The sequence below is a fragment of the Pseudoalteromonas obscura genome (genome assembly GCF_030135505.1).
GTDB classification, from domain to species: Bacteria; Pseudomonadota; Gammaproteobacteria; order Enterobacterales; family Alteromonadaceae; genus Pseudoalteromonas; species Pseudoalteromonas obscura.
Genome location: NZ_JASJUT010000011.1, coordinates 17,632 through 33,654, shown reverse-complemented (window position 1 = coordinate 33,654; position 16,023 = coordinate 17,632). Strand labels below are relative to the sequence as shown.

Annotated in this window: 16 protein-coding genes; 3 read left to right on the top strand and 13 right to left on the bottom strand. The window is 41.5% G+C overall.

Annotation, left to right across the window (positions count from 1 at the left end; genetic code table 11):
- Position 1: 1 nt before the first annotated feature.
- Both QNM18_RS20690 and QNM18_RS20685 read right to left on the bottom strand, forming a co-directional pair.
- Complete coding sequence (locus QNM18_RS20690) at positions 2 to 2,230, bottom strand: YgiQ family radical SAM protein (RefSeq protein WP_284138322.1); 2,229 nt, start codon at positions 2,228 to 2,230, stop codon at positions 2 to 4.
- Positions 2,231 to 2,421: 191 nt separating this feature from the next.
- Positions 2,422 to 4,629: a GGDEF/EAL domain-containing response regulator gene (locus QNM18_RS20685; protein WP_284138405.1), complete on the bottom strand. Its 2,208-nt coding sequence runs from the start codon at positions 4,627 to 4,629 to the stop codon at positions 2,422 to 2,424.
- A 182-nt stretch (positions 4,630 to 4,811) separates the two neighbouring features.
- Between QNM18_RS20685 and QNM18_RS20680 the strand changes: the two genes are divergently transcribed.
- Together QNM18_RS20680 and QNM18_RS20675 are read left to right on the top strand one after the other, a co-directional pair.
- Positions 4,812 to 5,342, top strand: a complete 531-nt coding sequence (locus tag QNM18_RS20680; protein ID WP_284138321.1) for a hypothetical protein — start codon at positions 4,812 to 4,814, stop codon at positions 5,340 to 5,342.
- Positions 5,339 to 6,211 (top strand): TIGR03899 family protein, encoded by an 873-nt coding sequence (locus QNM18_RS20675; RefSeq protein WP_284138320.1) that lies wholly within the window; start codon positions 5,339 to 5,341, stop codon positions 6,209 to 6,211. The genes QNM18_RS20680 and QNM18_RS20675 overlap by 4 nt, the downstream gene beginning before the upstream one ends.
- A 71-nt stretch (positions 6,212 to 6,282) precedes the next feature.
- On the opposite strand, the gene QNM18_RS20670 is transcribed toward QNM18_RS20675, so the two are convergent.
- From QNM18_RS20670 to QNM18_RS20620, 11 genes are all read right to left on the bottom strand, one after another.
- Positions 6,283 to 7,044, bottom strand: coding sequence for a TIGR04219 family outer membrane beta-barrel protein (locus QNM18_RS20670; protein ID WP_023400743.1), 762 nt, complete (start codon positions 7,042 to 7,044; stop codon positions 6,283 to 6,285).
- 4 nt (positions 7,045 to 7,048) lie between these two features.
- On the bottom strand, positions 7,049 to 8,035 hold the full coding sequence (locus tag QNM18_RS20665; RefSeq protein ID WP_284138319.1) for a DUF2333 family protein: 987 nt from the start codon (positions 8,033 to 8,035) through the stop codon (positions 7,049 to 7,051).
- 8 nt (positions 8,036 to 8,043) lie between these two features.
- Positions 8,044 to 8,556: a copper chaperone PCu(A)C gene (locus QNM18_RS20660; RefSeq protein ID WP_211011831.1), complete on the bottom strand. Its 513-nt coding sequence runs from the start codon at positions 8,554 to 8,556 to the stop codon at positions 8,044 to 8,046.
- A 104-nt stretch (positions 8,557 to 8,660) separates the two neighbouring features.
- The gene (locus QNM18_RS20655; protein WP_247687445.1) at positions 8,661 to 8,975 is read right to left on the bottom strand and encodes a hypothetical protein; all 315 of its coding nucleotides are present in this window, start codon (positions 8,973 to 8,975) and stop codon (positions 8,661 to 8,663) included.
- A gap of 17 nt (positions 8,976 to 8,992) precedes the next feature.
- Complete coding sequence (locus QNM18_RS20650; protein ID WP_284138318.1) at positions 8,993 to 9,193, bottom strand: PspC domain-containing protein; 201 nt, start codon at positions 9,191 to 9,193, stop codon at positions 8,993 to 8,995.
- Between the two features lie 12 nt (positions 9,194 to 9,205).
- Positions 9,206 to 9,886, bottom strand: a complete 681-nt coding sequence (locus QNM18_RS20645) for a PspA/IM30 family protein (RefSeq protein ID WP_284138317.1) — start codon at positions 9,884 to 9,886, stop codon at positions 9,206 to 9,208.
- A gap of 168 nt (positions 9,887 to 10,054) precedes the next feature.
- Entirely contained in the window at positions 10,055 to 11,071 is a 1,017-nt protein-coding gene (dusA, locus tag QNM18_RS20640) for a tRNA dihydrouridine(20/20a) synthase DusA (RefSeq protein WP_284138316.1), read from the bottom strand.
- A gap of 863 nt (positions 11,072 to 11,934) precedes the next feature.
- Positions 11,935 to 12,498, bottom strand: a complete 564-nt coding sequence (locus tag QNM18_RS20635; protein WP_211011826.1) for a hypothetical protein — start codon at positions 12,496 to 12,498, stop codon at positions 11,935 to 11,937.
- A 69-nt stretch (positions 12,499 to 12,567) separates the two neighbouring features.
- On the bottom strand, positions 12,568 to 12,693 hold the full coding sequence (locus QNM18_RS20630) for a hypothetical protein (protein WP_284138315.1): 126 nt from the start codon (positions 12,691 to 12,693) through the stop codon (positions 12,568 to 12,570).
- Between the two features lie 193 nt (positions 12,694 to 12,886).
- Positions 12,887 to 13,903, bottom strand: coding sequence for a UDP-glucose 4-epimerase GalE (gene galE / locus QNM18_RS20625; protein ID WP_284138314.1), 1,017 nt, complete (start codon positions 13,901 to 13,903; stop codon positions 12,887 to 12,889).
- 68 nt (positions 13,904 to 13,971) lie between these two features.
- Complete coding sequence (locus tag QNM18_RS20620; RefSeq protein ID WP_211011824.1) at positions 13,972 to 14,829, bottom strand: hypothetical protein; 858 nt, start codon at positions 14,827 to 14,829, stop codon at positions 13,972 to 13,974.
- A gap of 292 nt (positions 14,830 to 15,121) precedes the next feature.
- Between QNM18_RS20620 and QNM18_RS20615 the strand changes: the two genes are divergently transcribed.
- Positions 15,122 to 16,021, top strand: a complete 900-nt coding sequence (locus QNM18_RS20615; protein WP_211012105.1) for a phosphoribulokinase — start codon at positions 15,122 to 15,124, stop codon at positions 16,019 to 16,021.
- Positions 16,022 to 16,023 lie beyond the last annotated feature (2 nt).

Sequence of the window (16,023 nt, the reverse complement as noted above, 5' to 3'; positions counted from 1 at the left end):
TTTAATGATGAGTTGGTTTACTCTTGTTTGGCTTGCGTTTGTTTTTGCCGACTCTCGGCTTGGTGTTTGCTTGATTAAACTGACTAAAGCCTGTGTGCTTGGTCAGCGCTTTATTGCCTCGCTTGTGCCCCGGTTTAGACGACTTACTCCGGCTGTTTTCATCAGGCACCAAACACTCTGGGCCACGACCAATTAAATGTGCTTTGCCCATACTCTTCAGTGCTTCGCGAATTTGTGGCCAGCCAGCAGGATCATGATAGCGCAGAATAGCCTTGTGTAAGCGGCGTTGCCTTGCCCCTTTTGGAACAGCTACTTCTTCATGATTATTTTTTATATTTCGCAGCGAATTCATCTCGGTATGGTAAATGGTCGTAGCATTGGCCATCGGAGAAGGATAAAAGTTTTGCACCTGATCCAACTTAAAGTCATGCGCTTTTAGCCACAGCGCCATATTCACCATGTCTTCATCCGTTGTCCCTGGGTGTGCTGAGATGAAATAAGGGATGAGATACTGCTTTTTACCGGCTTCTTTAGAGTACTTATCAAACAGCTCTTTGAACTTGTCGTAAGTGCCCATACCCGGCTTCATCATTTTCGAAAGCGGACCACTCTCAGTATGCTCAGGGGCTATTTTTAAGTATCCACCCACATGGTGAGACACCAGCTCCTTTACGTAACGAGGATCTTCAATAGCCAGATCGTAACGAACACCTGACGCGATTAGAATCTTTTTGACTCCTTCGACATCTCGGGCTTTGCGATAAAGGTCTATTGTTGGTGTATGGTCGGTATCCATATGCTTGCAAATATCAGGGTACACACAAGATAAACGACGACATGTACTCTCAGCTTTTTTACTTTTGCAGCGCAATTTATACATATTCGCCGTTGGTCCGCCAAGATCTGAAATCACACCTGTAAAGCCCGGAACCTTGTCGCGTATTTGCTCAATTTCTTCGATAATTGACTCTTCTGAACGGCTTTGAATGATGCGCCCTTCATGCTCTGTGATTGAGCAAAAACTACACCCACCAAAACAACCACGCATAATGTTAACCGATGTCTTGATCATATCGTATGCAGGGATCTTGTCATCTCCATATGCCGGATGAGGAATACGCTGATATGGCAAACCAAATACGTGATCCATCTCTTCCGTTTCTAATGGAAAAGCGGGTGGATTAACCCACACAGAGCGATCTCCGTGACGCTGGAACAAGGCTCTTGCGCACCCCGGATTCGTTTCTTGGTGCAAGATCCTTGAAGCATGAGCATAGAGAGGCTTATTCACACTCACCTGCTCAAAAGCAGGCAATTTTACGTACACTTTCTCCCAAGGTTTAAGCCTTGGTGGCTGCACTGTGATGGGCTTGGCCATATCACTCTGAAGGTCAACGCCAGCTTTAGCAAACTCAGATTTACTACAGCCTACGTCGTCCGCACCATAAGGGTTCGGAATAGGATCAATTTTGCCAACTTTGTCAATGGCAGTTGAATCACTACCTCGCCAGCCAGCTATCGGCGTCTTACGAATAACCGCAGTACCGCGCACATCCTGAATCGTGTCCATTGACTCGCCATTGGCTATGCGATGTGCCACCTCAACCAGCGGGCGCTCTGCATTTCCATAGATTAGAATGTCCGCTTTAGCATCAAAAATAACACTGCGACGTACCTTTTCCTGCCAGTAATCATAATGTGCGATGCGGCGTAAACTCGCTTCTATACCACCGATCACAACTGGCACATCTTTATACGCTTCTCGACAACGCTGGCTATATACTACAACAGCGCGATCCGGCCGTTTGCCACCGATATTGCCGGGCGTGTATGCATCATCGTGGCGAATACGCTTTTCCGCAGTATAACGATTGATCATTGAATCCATATTGCCAGCCGTCACACCAAAAAATAAATTTGGTTTACCCAATGACTCAAACGCAGTTTTATCTGACCAATCAGGTTGTGCAATAATTCCAACGCGAAACCCCTGTGCTTCCAACACTCGGCCAATCACGGCCATGCCAAAACTTGGATGGTCAACATAGGCATCACCTGTAACAATAATAATGTCACAGCTATCCCATCCTAATGCATCCATTTCAGCACGGCACGTAGGTAAGAATGGCGCAGGACCAAAACATTCTGCCCAATATTTGGGATATGAAAAAAGCGAACGCTCAGCTTGAAGCCCTGAGGACTTTGATGTATTCATAGAGTGACGGCTCATAAAATTTGCAAGGCATCTATTATACCTCAGCGACACTCTATACCGTACTATATCTGACGTGAATATAAGCTAAGAACACTAAACCTTTGTAATTATTAATCTAAAATTTAGCCATAATTAAGAATAGAATAACGAATAGCGGCTTATTTGCCATTGCAAGCTACACAACACTAGGTAAAACCAATGAGCGCTTATCCACGCTCAGTGTTGTTGGCAGCCCCCAAAAACTCCAACAGTTCATTTTTAGGCATCGGTTTTGCTAATAAAAACCCCTGGACCTCATCACATCCAAGCTTTTTAAGCACCTGCGCCTGCTCTTGAGTTTCTACGCCTTCTGCAATTGTTTTTAAGCCTAAATGACGCCCCAATGAAATCACCAACTCAGCAATTGCACCACTATCAGAATCAGGGATGCCTTTTACAAAAGCTCGGTCGATTTTTAATCTCGCTAACGGTAACTGCTGTAAATAACTCAAAGAAGAAAAGCCTGTGCCAAAATCATCAATGGCCACTTCCACACCAAATGACTTTAATTCACCCAGTGTTTCTATAACCGTCTTGATTTCATCCATTACCACACTTTCGGTTACTTCAAGCTCGATTTTTTCTGGCGCGACTTGATGGCTGAGAATGGTATTTTTAACTTGTTCAGCATAGTTACTGACTTTGAACTGCGGCACGGAAACGTTCACGGCAACACTGATATCAATATTTTGAGTACTTAATTGCTGTTGTAATTTACAAGCTTGCTCTAACACCCACTGGCCGATTTCCACAATTAGACCTGAGTCTTCCGCTAGTGGAACAAAAATTCCCGGAGAGATATAGTCGCCATTACCCGAAGGCCAACGTAAAAGCGCTTCACAACCAATAACTCTGTTGGTCTCCAAGCTAAATTGCGGCTGATACCAAACTTCTAATTTATGCAGTTCAAAATCTTGCCTTAGCTGGCGAATTAAACCCAAACGCCAAGCCATTTTCTCTTCTAAGTCTGGGGTATACCAATCTAAAATTTTGTTCGCTTGTTTGGCCTGATTCAATGCAATATAAGCCAATTTTAGTGTTTCAAGACCTAAATGGTGAAAATCGGCTTGTCGACATACACCAATATGAAAGTGCATTGTTAAAACGTGCTCACCTACCTGATAGGGCACTGTTAATATATCGATGAAGTTTTGTTCATCAAAAGTATGTGTCGGCAACAACAAACCAAAGACATCAGCACCAATTCTTGAGAGTAACTTACTTTGAGGAAACTCAATACATAATCGCTCTTTAACAGCCAGCAGCAGTAAGTTACCAACTTCTTGACCAAGCCCATTGTTAATATCAGAAAACTGAGCAATATCTAATAGTACGAAAACCAGCTCATCGCTGCCGTTAGGCCTGTAGTGCTGAGCAATTAAGTCCACAAAATTGGCGCGATTTGGCAAACGAGTCAGAGTGTCTTTGTAGGCAACATCGCGTAATTCATTAATGAGTTTGATATTATCAACGCCAACACCTACGTTAGTTAAGAAAATCTCAGCAAACTGAAGCTGCGAGGCACTCGGTGCGTGGTCAACCTCTAAAAATATGGCTGCTTTGCGACTCTTACCCTTGAGTAAAAAAGTAATGTCATGCCCAGTGTGTTGATGGACTTCTCTATCGAAGCAATTTTGAACCTGCATAATTACTCGTCCATTGTCGAGTTGCTCTAGGCCCTCGCCAATGAATTCGTCGTACTGCTCTGTACCACCAAAAATAATCACGCGAGATCCACTGCTGATACCCGCAACCAAGCCACTTTCTTGAGCGCCAATTATTTTGGCCAACTGCAACACCACAGCCTTACCAAAAGACACCATATCGGTGTGCCCTAAAATGGCTTGAGATGCGTCAAGGATATTAGTCAGTGCAACACTTTGCTGCTCTAATTCACAAATTTGCTGGTAGGATCTGATTGCGGTCATCAACGAAGTCACCAACTTACCACGTGTAAGTTCGGTTTTCATTTTGTAATCATTGATGTCGTACTCGCGGATAACTTTTTCTTCAGGTGCATACCCCGGTTGCCCTGTACGCAAAATAATGCGCACAGCATGGTTGCCAATTTCTTCGCGAACTTGCTTTACAACGTTTAGCCCAGCATCATCACTTTCCATGACCACATCGAGTAAAAGGACGCACACCTCTGACCTGCGCCGCAGTGATTCCACAGCTTCTTTACCAGAGTATGCGTGATGGAACCTTAACGTTCTCCCCCAAAACTCGACACCAGATAAGGCAAGCTTAGTCACAGAGTGTATTTCTGGGTCGTCATCAACAACCAATACATCCCAGTAACCCGTTACATTTTCCTGGGTATCATGGGAAACCTCTTGATCTGCAAACAAAAAATCTTCTTGCTCAGACGCCATCATCCACCTTATGCTTAATCACATCAATTCTGCAAGAGCAGCTTTCTCTATGGTTCATCTTATAAAATATGATAGGTTTTTACTATCGCGATCTACATTCGTTAACACCTAAGTAATATTATAGACGATGTTCAAATACTTGCGCTTTGTTGAGGTGCAAATAAAACGCAGAGGGAGGCAGGGTGCAATTCATTCAAACGGCTTTAAAAGTGATTATTTTTAGCTTACTTATTAGCTTAATCATTGTAAATATGCTGCCTACCACCTACCGAATTACAGTCTCAGCCCCCATGCCTAGTGAGCACGTGAATGCAGCGCCGTTTATGCTTTCGACAAAAAATTGGGTGCAAGCTTTCAGTGTTTTACAGTCTAGTAAAATTCAGCTGCTGTCGACACAAAATGCGGAAAAAGTGGGGGGATTTGTCGCATTCAAACACTCAGCAGGCCGAGTTGATGCAACATTGGTTGAAAAGCAAAGCAGCGAACTTCAGTATCACTTGCGTTTTCATGAAGAGCACCAAGCCAAAATGTGTATCCTCCTACAACAAAAAACCCAAAATATCACCATCACGATCCAAGGCGAAGTGCTTTCTCCTGTCATTGGTGGTTTGAATGCATTGCTTACCAAACATTATTTAGAAAAAATAGTACAAACTGCAGTCAATGAAATGAATTCACAGCTCAAATTACAACAAATGGGGCATGAAAAATGACAATTAAAAGCGCCCAAGCCCGTTCTAGCTTAGCGTTACTGATAGAAGAAAAGCTCGGCTATGCAATGATTAAACAAGCTAAGCCCATGCAATCAGGTGGACGCTATGCGACGTCAAATACGGCCCAGCAAACTAGCTTTTTTGTACAAAGCCAGCATAGCCCCCTAAAGCGCGCTTTAAAAAGACAGCAACTGCAAAAAATTCAGCGCCAACAAAATATTGAGGCTGTAATGGGGATGTCGCTTTCTCTGTGCCCAGATGTCACCAGTCGCGGTCGACCCGACCCCGACTGGTTAGAGCACTTCATTTCGCTTGCGGAAGATATTGCTAATCATACAATGCAAAAACTATGGGCCAAGATTTTAGTTGGTGAGTCCATAGCCCCAGGCACTTTTTCAATAAAGAGCTTACAGACACTCAAATTGATGACCCAACGAGAAGCAGAAGCTTTGCAAAAGTGCGCATCTCTTTGTGGTTATTTAGAAAAAGAAGACAGTTATCTGATTATCCTCGGATACTACAAAAAGCCTTCAATTTTAGACTTATTGAGAAAAGGAAGCACAGAAACAATCAATCTGGCCCAAGCAGGCTTAAGCTTCCCACACATCCTGACTCTGATGGATATTAATTTGATGTATCGACAGGAAATAGAATCCACAAGCCTTCAAAAAGGCCAATCCCTCACGCTCATCTATCAAAACAAAAAAATAAACTTTGAGGCCAAAAGCAACGATCTCGTACTCAGCTACTATAAATTGACACAAACAGGGGATGAACTGAAAAAACTCATCAATACACCCGTCAACAAAACTTATCGACAGTTACTTAATAAAACACTGGAAGAGGAGTTCACACTCACTTTCGAATAGAATTGATAACAAAAAGCCCTGTGACAACGTTTGGCTATCACAGGGCTTAAACATGCTGCTTCGCTCAGTTTTTAGAAATGAACCTGTAAACCAGCAAATGGACCTGACGCATCAATGTCAGAATCAAAGTCGTCGATATCGTCTAACTCTAAAACAAGAGAACGATACCCAGCTCTCACGGCAACATCAACCGCTAGGTTATCGATAAACTCCCAAGCGACACCAATTTGATAGTCTTGGATTTTACTATCGTCTATTGCCAATAAGCTACCCTCTGCAAAAACACTCAGGCCAGTTAATGGTAAACCAACCTCAGCTCTCAAATAACCAAGAGGAACAAAGCCTGAAAAGTCGACAGTTTCAGTCACCGTCGTGCCATTTACATCACCCGTTACGGTAACATCAGCATCGAATTGTTTAGCATTAATACCAAAATCAAAAGAAACTAAATCGTTGTCAAACAACTCATAGTAAAAAATGTAGTCGATGTGATTTAAATCTGCGACTGTGTTTGCCTTTGTGCCGACTGTGAAGTTGCTGTCGCCAAATTCAAACGTATCTGTCAACGTCGTGCTACCCACCAGCTCAAGCTCAGTGTATTTCAACTTAACATTAGGCACCAGTGGCACAGGGTGCTCTAAGGCAGCGTAAAAGCTTGAAAATGTCTCATCTTCAAAATCGAATGATTGAAGATTACCTTTTTCAGCAAAGCTGCCTTCGGGGTCATTTTGCCACCCTTCTGCTCCTAAATATAAACCTAATAAAGTATCAGCATGTGCTGCAGGTGTAAGGCAAGCCAAAGACAACGCTGCCGCTAAACAATACTTTTTCATTTTTTTATCCTTGCGCTAAAAGTTCACTGAGTTCAATAAGAGCTGCATTTGCTCTAGAAATATAATTTGCCATCACCAAAGAGTGATTGGCTACAAACCCAAAGCCGCTGCCATTTAGAATTACCGGGCTCCAAACAGTTTCCTGTGTAGCTTCTAGCTCCCTGATAATCTGTTGCAAGCTAACTTTGGCATTTTTCTTTCCTAACACATCCGAAAAGTCATGCTCTACTGCTTTTAAAAAGTGTATTAATGCCCAAGTCGCACCGCGAGACTCGTAGAAAACATCATCTATTTTCCACCATGATGTTTTTACCATAGACTGTTGAGCACCAGCTGTCGCTTGAACAGCCGTTGACTCTCCTGCCAAATCGGTATTAATTCTTTCTTGTCCGACACTGGCACTAAGTCGTTGACTTAAACTACCAAGGCGTTTTTCAGCCTCTTTGAGCCACCCTCTTAAATTATCAGCCCGGGCATAAAACTGGCTGTCGACCTGATTTTGATTCGAAATTTGCGCTTGATATTCATGTAAATAATTAATGCCCGCTTGATACTCACTTTCCGCGCTGGGTAATATCCAAGCTGTAGAACTAATATTAAATTTCGGTTGCGCTTTTTTTAAACTCGGATGTTCCGTCGATTGTGACTGTGAGCGACTAAAATCTTTTCGCATAGACAATGCTAAATCTCTAGACATCTCTAAAACACCAAACTCCCATGCAGGCATATTATCCATTAATACACTCGGAGGTAGTACATCATTAGATAGATACCCACCTGGTTTATCCAACAATGTTTGCATCACTTCAATCAAGGTATTGCTAGTAACATATCCCGTCACTAAGGGTGTCCCTTGAGCATCAGCACGTAACTTAGCGCGTTCTACAACATCAAATTGTTCAGGTTCAAAACTCCAATATACTGCCAATACATAACCTAAAATCAGCACACCTGACAGCGCGGCAAATACCTTGCCCTTGTATTCTTTCATCCTAACTCCTAATGATGATGATGGTGTGACTCACTTGAAAATGCATCTTTTAACGAAACAACCTTTATTTCATTTTCAACTTTCTCACCATCAGAAAAATATAGTGTGAGTTTACGGGTTTCGCCTACTTTTAACTTAACTTTTGGATCAAACCCCATTAAATGATGCCCTCCTGGCTTAAATTCAATGCGCTGCTTTGCAGGTACTACAAGTGCTTTAACGGGCTGCATTTTCATCATTCCATTGCTGTGAATATGCTCATGAATTTCGACGCGCCCTAGACCTTCTATTTTTGCACTAACAATCGTGATCGGCTTCTCTGAGTTATTAAATACCGTCATATAACCCGCAGTTGACTTTGCAGCCGGTAAAAAAGCTCGAATTTTTGCTTGTGATACCTGAAGATTTGCTGAATCTTGTGTTGCATGGTGGTGGTGTTCATGCCCGTCATGTTGATGATTGTGAGCGACCCCTAAGCAAGAAAACGACAAAAGTGATACAAATGCAAAAGCTTTGCGCATAGCTGGATTCCTTAATTCTGATTAAAACAGTATTAGACGCTTTGATTATACAGCGCTTGAATACTGAATTCACAGTAAATTATGTGGGTATTCTCCTCAATCAATCAGTGCTCAGAACTTTTTTCAAACACTAGCCAAGCTAATGTCACCAATAAGAAAAGTGGAATTGCAATCATGGCGGAGTTAAATAAAAACGCCAATACTAGCCCAATGAGCACAACTAACCCGACACCCAGTATTCCTACACTGAGTAACGCCACAATTGCAAATCCAACTATCATTAATATCAAAAAGCCAAATAGCTCAATTCCAACCCACCCTAGCCCTTGAAATAGCTCTGATAAACCAAGTGTTGTTAAAGGAAACGACAACCATGAAAATAACAATAAAACCAGCAAGGAGCTTATAACAAATGCCATAATTTTCATCGCACCCTCTACTTCTTATTTGACATACATAACCACCCAATGCCATATCCTATGATGCATGGCCAAGTAAACTTTAGTGCCAGCAATACAACAAGCAATCTGACGAGCCATACAGGTAAATCGAAGTGCGTTCCTAATTGAACACAAACACCAGCAATTTTCTTTTGTGCCGCGGGATGCTTTGAATCTCTAACTCTATCTGAGTACATAATATTCACTCCTTAGTTTGACAATGTTTTATTTGTCGGTGCAGCGGTAGCCTTGTCTTTCAGTGCCTGCAACATAGAAGAAACTTGCTCTTGCCTCAGCAGAGTGTTGAATTCAAATTTTACTTTCTTTGTCTGCCCATCTTCGAATTGTGCTCCTTGTGACGAATTGTCTTCCGTTTTGATTAATCGGTTTTCCCAATTCGTTATGTGAGACGCCAAGTCTCGTACCACAGGACTGTGCAAAGCCTGCTTTAACTTCAATCTTGCTGACAGACACTCTTCTCGAATTGATCGATTCATTTTTACTTGAGTAGACTCAGTGCGTGAATGTAATACAGCGTATTCATTTTCAAGCTCACTGAGAGAATTTGATAGCTGCTGCGCATACTGCTGCACTTGCTGTACTTTATTTTCGCATGTTAGCTTTTCACGCAAAGCCGCTTTAGCTAAGTCCTCCCGCCCCTTCTCTAACGCAAATTGTGCTTTTTCATACCAGTCATTTATAGCTTTTTCATAACTTGCGATTTGTCGGCGAACAACAGATTCTTCGACTTTTAACTGTGCAATGAGGGACTGAATTCTCGACACGCTCGTCTTCATGCGTGATCCTGAACTTACAGAGAGCGCTGATTTCCCCAATAAAGTGTTTATTTCTGTTTTGATTAAATCTTCTATGCGGTCGATTAAAGCCATAACATGTTCCTTAGTAACATATAGTGACTTTAACACTCCAATCTTTGTGCCAATGATAAAATCATTTAATTATCAGATAATTAGTATAAAAAGCAGAGGGGAGAAAAAATGTGGATTATTAAATTGTAGTTGAAAAGGCCAAAAAGTAGTCTTTTTGGCCACTGCCACTTATTTGTGCTCAGGAACAAATGTCAGCGCTTTTTCCATAACACTGATATCTGCCTCTTTTTTATGTCCATTTTCAGATAGGTGACGCCTAAAGCCGCGTGCACCAGGCTGATTCTGGAAAATACCTAGCATATGTCTTGCGATATGCCAGAAGTTTGCACCACGAGTCATTTCCTGCTCAAAATAGTCATACATGCTGCGGACAATCTCATGTCTAGTCTGAGTAAATGGCGCGTCCCCATATAGCTTTTCATCTATTTGAGACAGCAAAAATGGGTTGCTATAGGCCTCTCTTCCTATCATCACTCCATCTATATGATCTAAGTGATGTAAACACTCATCCAGTGTTTTTACACCTCCATTAATACTCACATGTAGGTGTGGATAGTCTTGCTTGAGTTGATATACACGTGGATAATCCAGTGGTGGGATCTCCCTGTTTTCTTTTGGACTCAAGCCTTGAAGCCACGCTTTTCGCGCATGGATAATAAAGTCGTCACACCCGACTTGGTGAGATGCCTCAATCAAATTGGTTAAAAATTCATAGGAGTCCTGCTCATCAATTCCAATACGAGTTTTCACTGTCACAGGAATCGACACTTCAGCCTTCATCGCTGCAACACATTCGGCAACCAAATTTGGCTCAGCCATTAGACATGCACCAAAACGTCCATTTTGCACTCTATCAGATGGGCAACCTACGTTCAGATTCACTTCGTTATAGCCATACTCTTGAGCACGCCTAGCGCATTCAGCCAAAGCTTTTGGGTCAGAGCCACCAAGTTGCAATGCTACTGGCATTTCATGCTCACCAAATGCCAGATAATCACCTTTGCCAAAAATAATTGCACCCGTTGTGATCATTTCTGTATATAACACCGCATGCTTACTTAGCTTACGGTGAAAAGTGCGACAATGCCTATCTGTCCAATCTAGCATCGGTGCAACGGAGAAGCGCCTAAACGCTGAATCACTGGTGTTTACTGGGCTAGTGCCTGATTTATCTGAGTTTTGCATACAACCTCAATCCGCCTCAACCCCCTCGAATTTGACTGAATTAGACACTACAGTCACCCTCAACTGGGTAGGACAAATCAACATCTTAGGGATTAGAAATAGCATCGTTTAGAATTGAAAAACGAAAATTAAAATCTAACGAAACACGCTATAAATGCATAGTTCGCGAGAAATCCAAGGGCGTAATTATACACAACGAAAGTAAAACTTTCAGTAAAAAACCATCAATAAGGTGAAAGGAAAGTACAGGATCTGTAATGGCGGTATACGCCCCTGACACACCGTATGTTAGCGGAAGACGATATTGAAGGCACTAGCAAAACAGAGGTAGCGCTAACTTTCAGCCTCAACATGACCACTAAAGACAGGCCTTGGAAGTTCACCACTAAAGTCAGTGCCACCGTCCTCCATTCTTACTTCGCTTGACAGTTAAAACACGAGGCCACGGAATATGTCCTTAGAAGAAAAACCCTCTAGTAAAAGCACATCTCAATGTTGTATAAGTATCAACTATTACTTCGTCCATTATTAAAAGATGCCTGTTGGCCAAAGATGACCTAAACAGCTGGCTTGTTCTTGTGTTAACTACTTAAGAGATTTACATTTATCTTTAATATAAAGCAATCTTATAAAACTCTGATTTAAACCAACACAAAAAACAATTAAAACCAGTGCTAAAATCAAAAAAGCCTAACACAAAAGAAAAAAAATTAAAAAACAACACCATTAAGTATCTAAATTTAATACCATTGAAAAGGTAACAAGTAGAGTAACGCGGCTAATTGAAAATCGGTTAGGAGAGTGTATTTTCAGAAAGAAAAAGGTTAAATTACAAACAAACCAACAACTTAAACCTCTTTATCTCACCTATTACCTAAGTCAAAATGCTTTTTACCTAGAAACAATTTAGTTGGATAACTTATTAATATGATAAAAGCAATAATATTACATATGAAAAAAGAGGCAGCAACGAATGAGTTTAGTATACTGTAGCTAATATCTAAGTACCCACGCACTACTAGTTGAATAAAATACAAAGATAATTCAATAAACATTAAATATGACACAGTCCTTGCAATATTTGAAAACCCACATTGCCTTATAGCATGCAGTAAAAATAAAGAAACAAAGAAAAAGGTTAAATTAACCATACCTAAAAAGTAATATAATCGGCGAAGTGCAATTTTTTCCATCGGTAAAGTTATTATGTGATCAGAAAGTATATTGCCTATGATAAAAAACACCACCGTGCATAGCGCGGTAAGGAAACAAGAGTGAAGTGTATGATCGGCTTTAGTTCTTAAACTACTTTTACCACCAAAAAACAGGCTGAACTTTCTTTCCCAGAAAATGACCATTAAAAAGAGAACAACCAATGAAAACAATGCTCTAAATACCCAATCAACATAGGCAAGAATTTCATTCATATTTGCCTGTACCCTTCTTTAAAGTGTTATCGTCCTTGCTGTAAAAGCATCATCCTTGCTGTAAAAGCATCATCCTCGCTGTAAAAGCATCATCCTCGCCATTTGTGGCGGCGCCTTACTCACTGAAGTTCCACCAGCAATTACTTTAACGTCTTTTGACGATAACTGCTTCAATTCTTTCTTTTGAAGTTTCACTTGCTGATTTCCTTAATGAATATTTTCATTTAAAGGAATGTAACAACCCTATTTTTTTAAGTCAAACAAAAGGCTTCTGCTTACTTTTTCAGCAGAAGCCTTTGATATTCATATTTCCTATTCACTTTGCTAATCAATTAGGAAGTGTCAGTCATCATCAGAATTGTTAGCCATTAAACAACAGTAAGATCAACTATGCTTGGTATCCTTCAGGGTTGTTATCTTGCCAATGCCATGAATCTTTCATCATACTGTCGATACCCCTTTCCGCCTTCCAATTAAGTTCTTTCATTGCTTTTTCTGGTGCTGCATAACAGGCAGATATATCCCCAGAACGACGTGGCTTTATATCATATGGAATGGCTCTGTTTGACGCTGACTCAAAAGCTTTTACCATATCCAATACAGAGTACCCATTACCTGTTCCTAAATTGTATATATGCACGCCATTAAATTTTTCGAGTCTATCTAGGGATTTTAAGTGACCCAAAGCAAGGTCAACTACATGAATATAATCACGCACTCCTGTACCATCATGAGTGTCATAATCATCACCAAACACCCCTAAACGCTCTAACTTACCAACCGCAACCTGTGTAATGTACGGCAACAAGTTATTTGGAATACCATTGGGATCTTCACCTATCAAACCAGACTCATGGGCACCAACAGGGTTAAAGTAGCGCAATATCGCGACAGCCCAACGCTCATCAGATTTTGCAAGATCCTGTAACATCATTTCAACCATAAGCTTCGAGCTGCCATATGGGTTCGTCGTGCCGCCAACGGGAAAATCTTCACGGATAGGTAAACTTTGCGGATCACCATATACAGTAGCTGATGAGCTAAATACCAACTTAAATACATTCGCGTCACGCATGGCATCTAGCAGAGTCAAGGTACCTTGTACATTCGTTTGGTAGTACTCAATAGGTTTTTGAACAGACTCACCAACAGCCTTAAGGCCCGCAAAATGAATCACTTGATCAATAGCATGCTGTGCAAATACTGAGTCTAGAAAAACACGATCTAAAATATTTCCTTTATAAAACGTAACGTCCTTTCCTGTAATACTTTTAACTCTGTCCAATGCAAGGGCTGAAGAATTAGCTAGGTTATCAACTACAACCACTTCATCACCTTTATTGAGTAACTCAACAACCGTATGCGAGCCAATATACCCCGCACCACCTGTTACTAAAACTATCATGTTGACCCTATTAAATAATAAAAAATCATATGCGCTACAGCTTTACTGTAAACGACAAAATACCAAGATTATCGATCGCAGACAAAAGCCAAGGTTTCTTCATGGAAGCTTAGTCGGGTAATATTTGCTTTGCAATAACCTTCAAAATTGCGCCACAACTTTACGGATTTTGGCGCATCTATATTTCTCGTAAACACTTTATTATCAATGGCGTATGCTAACGTATCGCTATCAAGCCAAGTGTAATCTTTTACGCTACTTGGCAGTTGAAAATGTTTCTTTACAGAACCTAGCCGTTTTGAATACGTAGCGAACCACTGCTCACCGTGTTCTACAAATGTAAAGCTATACATATTTCTTTTTGCATTGAAAGCGAGGCTGCGGCCAATGTCTTTAGCAATAACCTTGGGTAGGTGACCCGACAAATCGGTGAATTGTAATGTGTGAGGCTCTCCCAAAATAAACATTATTAAATCCTCACCTTTGCCCCATGCATGGTAACCCACAGGCTCGATATGCTCAAAAATACGCTCGGGTTTTAACGACGCTTCTTCAGGGTAAAACCACAGCCTTTGCTTACCTGACGGCTCAACTACGATCGCAGACACCCCATCTTTGTGCGGATAAATTGTTGGGGAGTATTCGGATTCTGGCGTATTGGTTAAATTGGTATGAGAGTTGTCAGCAAACCGATACAAAAATAGATCAGTCTGAGAGCGCTCTGCGCTGGTGATCTCTTTTGTATAATAGACACCTTCCGCACTTACCAATGGCTGGTTATGGTAGGCATCATCGCTTGTCAGTGGTTTGACAGTAATTCCATTGTCGTGGCTTTTTGCTAACCAAATTTGGCTTTTCGGCATAGCTGCATGAGCTTGTGGTATTAGGCTGCAAGCAAATAGTGCGCCAAGCATGACTTTAAACATTACGCGTCCTTTTTTTTATTTTTGATCTTACCGAGTAGCCAATCAAAAACCAATAATTTATCACGTTCTCTTGGTTTTTTTACACACACAAAACACCGTATACTCGCAAAGCGCTTGCGAAATTTTCGTCTTTCAGTAACATCAATTCAGATGTTCCAGCGGTGATGGCTACAATGCAGTTGTGCTTCACATTGCTTTAATCAAGCGCGATATCAGCGCAAAAGCGAGCGGCTAAACAGGTGTGATACTCAATCAACAGCCGCTATTAGACTCCGTTTTTATTGAGGTTACCATGTCACAACAACACCCAATTATCGCCATTACTGGAAGTTCAGGCGCCGGGACGACAACGACTACCAACGCCATAAAACATATATTTCGTAGTCTTGATGCCAAAGCCACACTTGTTGAGGGAGACAGTTTCCACCGCTACACTCGTCCGGAGATGGATAAACTTAAACGCGAGGCCTTACAAGAAGGCAAGCATTTGAGCTACTTCGGACAGCAAGCAAATGATTTCGAGGCATTGGAAGAGCTATTTGCGAGTTACGGAAAAACAGGAAATGGTAGGATACGTAAGTATTTGCACACATTCGACGATGCGGTCCCCTACAACCAACTTCCTGGTACATTTACGCCGTATCAAGATTTAGAAAAAAACACAGATATGCTGTTTTATGAAGGCCTACACGGCGGTGTGGTCACCGAAGAACACAATGTTGCAAAACATGTGGATCTGTTGATTGGTATGGTGCCTATCATCAACCTCGAATGGATCCAAAAACTCATCCGCGATACTCATGAACGAGGTCATTCAAGAGAAGCCGTTATGACCTCCATCGTGCGCAGTATGGACGACTATATAAACCATATAACGCCGCAGTTTTCACGCACGCATATTAATTTCCAGCGCGTTCCAACTGTCGATACATCGAATCCTTTCAGCGCAAAAGACATCCCTTCTCTAGATGAAAGCTTTGTGGTGATCCGTTTTCGTGGCATTGACGATGTCAATTTCCCCTATTATTTACAAATGATAGAAGGCAGCTTTATGTCTCGCGTCAATACATTAGTTGTACCTGGTGGAAAAATGGGCTTGGCAATGGAGCTGGTGTTAACACCACTCATAAAAGACCTACTCATTAAAAAACGTGCCTATGAAAACTTGGCCCCCACGGAGTTAAATATTTAAAT

Coding starts and splice junctions, on each gene's coding strand:
- QNM18_RS20690 (WP_284138322.1), bottom strand. CDS start 2,230: ATGAGCCGTCACTCTATGAATACATCAAAGTCCTCAGGGCTTCAAGCT.
- QNM18_RS20685 (WP_284138405.1), bottom strand. CDS start 4,629: ATGGCGTCTGAGCAAGAAGATTTTTTGTTTGCAGATCAAGAGGTTTCC.
- QNM18_RS20675 (WP_284138320.1), top strand. CDS start 5,339: ATGACAATTAAAAGCGCCCAAGCCCGTTCTAGCTTAGCGTTACTGATA.
- QNM18_RS20670 (WP_023400743.1), bottom strand. CDS start 7,044: ATGAAAAAGTATTGTTTAGCGGCAGCGTTGTCTTTGGCTTGCCTTACA.
- QNM18_RS20665 (WP_284138319.1), bottom strand. CDS start 8,035: ATGAAAGAATACAAGGGCAAGGTATTTGCCGCGCTGTCAGGTGTGCTG.
- QNM18_RS20660 (WP_211011831.1), bottom strand. CDS start 8,556: ATGCGCAAAGCTTTTGCATTTGTATCACTTTTGTCGTTTTCTTGCTTA.
- QNM18_RS20655 (WP_247687445.1), bottom strand. CDS start 8,975: ATGGCATTTGTTATAAGCTCCTTGCTGGTTTTATTGTTATTTTCATGG.
- QNM18_RS20650 (WP_284138318.1), bottom strand. CDS start 9,193: ATGTACTCAGATAGAGTTAGAGATTCAAAGCATCCCGCGGCACAAAAG.
- QNM18_RS20645 (WP_284138317.1), bottom strand. CDS start 9,886: ATGGCTTTAATCGACCGCATAGAAGATTTAATCAAAACAGAAATAAAC.
- dusA (WP_284138316.1), bottom strand. CDS start 11,071: ATGCAAAACTCAGATAAATCAGGCACTAGCCCAGTAAACACCAGTGAT.
- QNM18_RS20635 (WP_211011826.1), bottom strand. CDS start 12,498: ATGAATGAAATTCTTGCCTATGTTGATTGGGTATTTAGAGCATTGTTT.
- galE (WP_284138314.1), bottom strand. CDS start 13,903: ATGATAGTTTTAGTAACAGGTGGTGCGGGGTATATTGGCTCGCATACG.
- QNM18_RS20620 (WP_211011824.1), bottom strand. CDS start 14,829: ATGTTTAAAGTCATGCTTGGCGCACTATTTGCTTGCAGCCTAATACCA.
- QNM18_RS20615 (WP_211012105.1), top strand. CDS start 15,122: ATGTCACAACAACACCCAATTATCGCCATTACTGGAAGTTCAGGCGCC.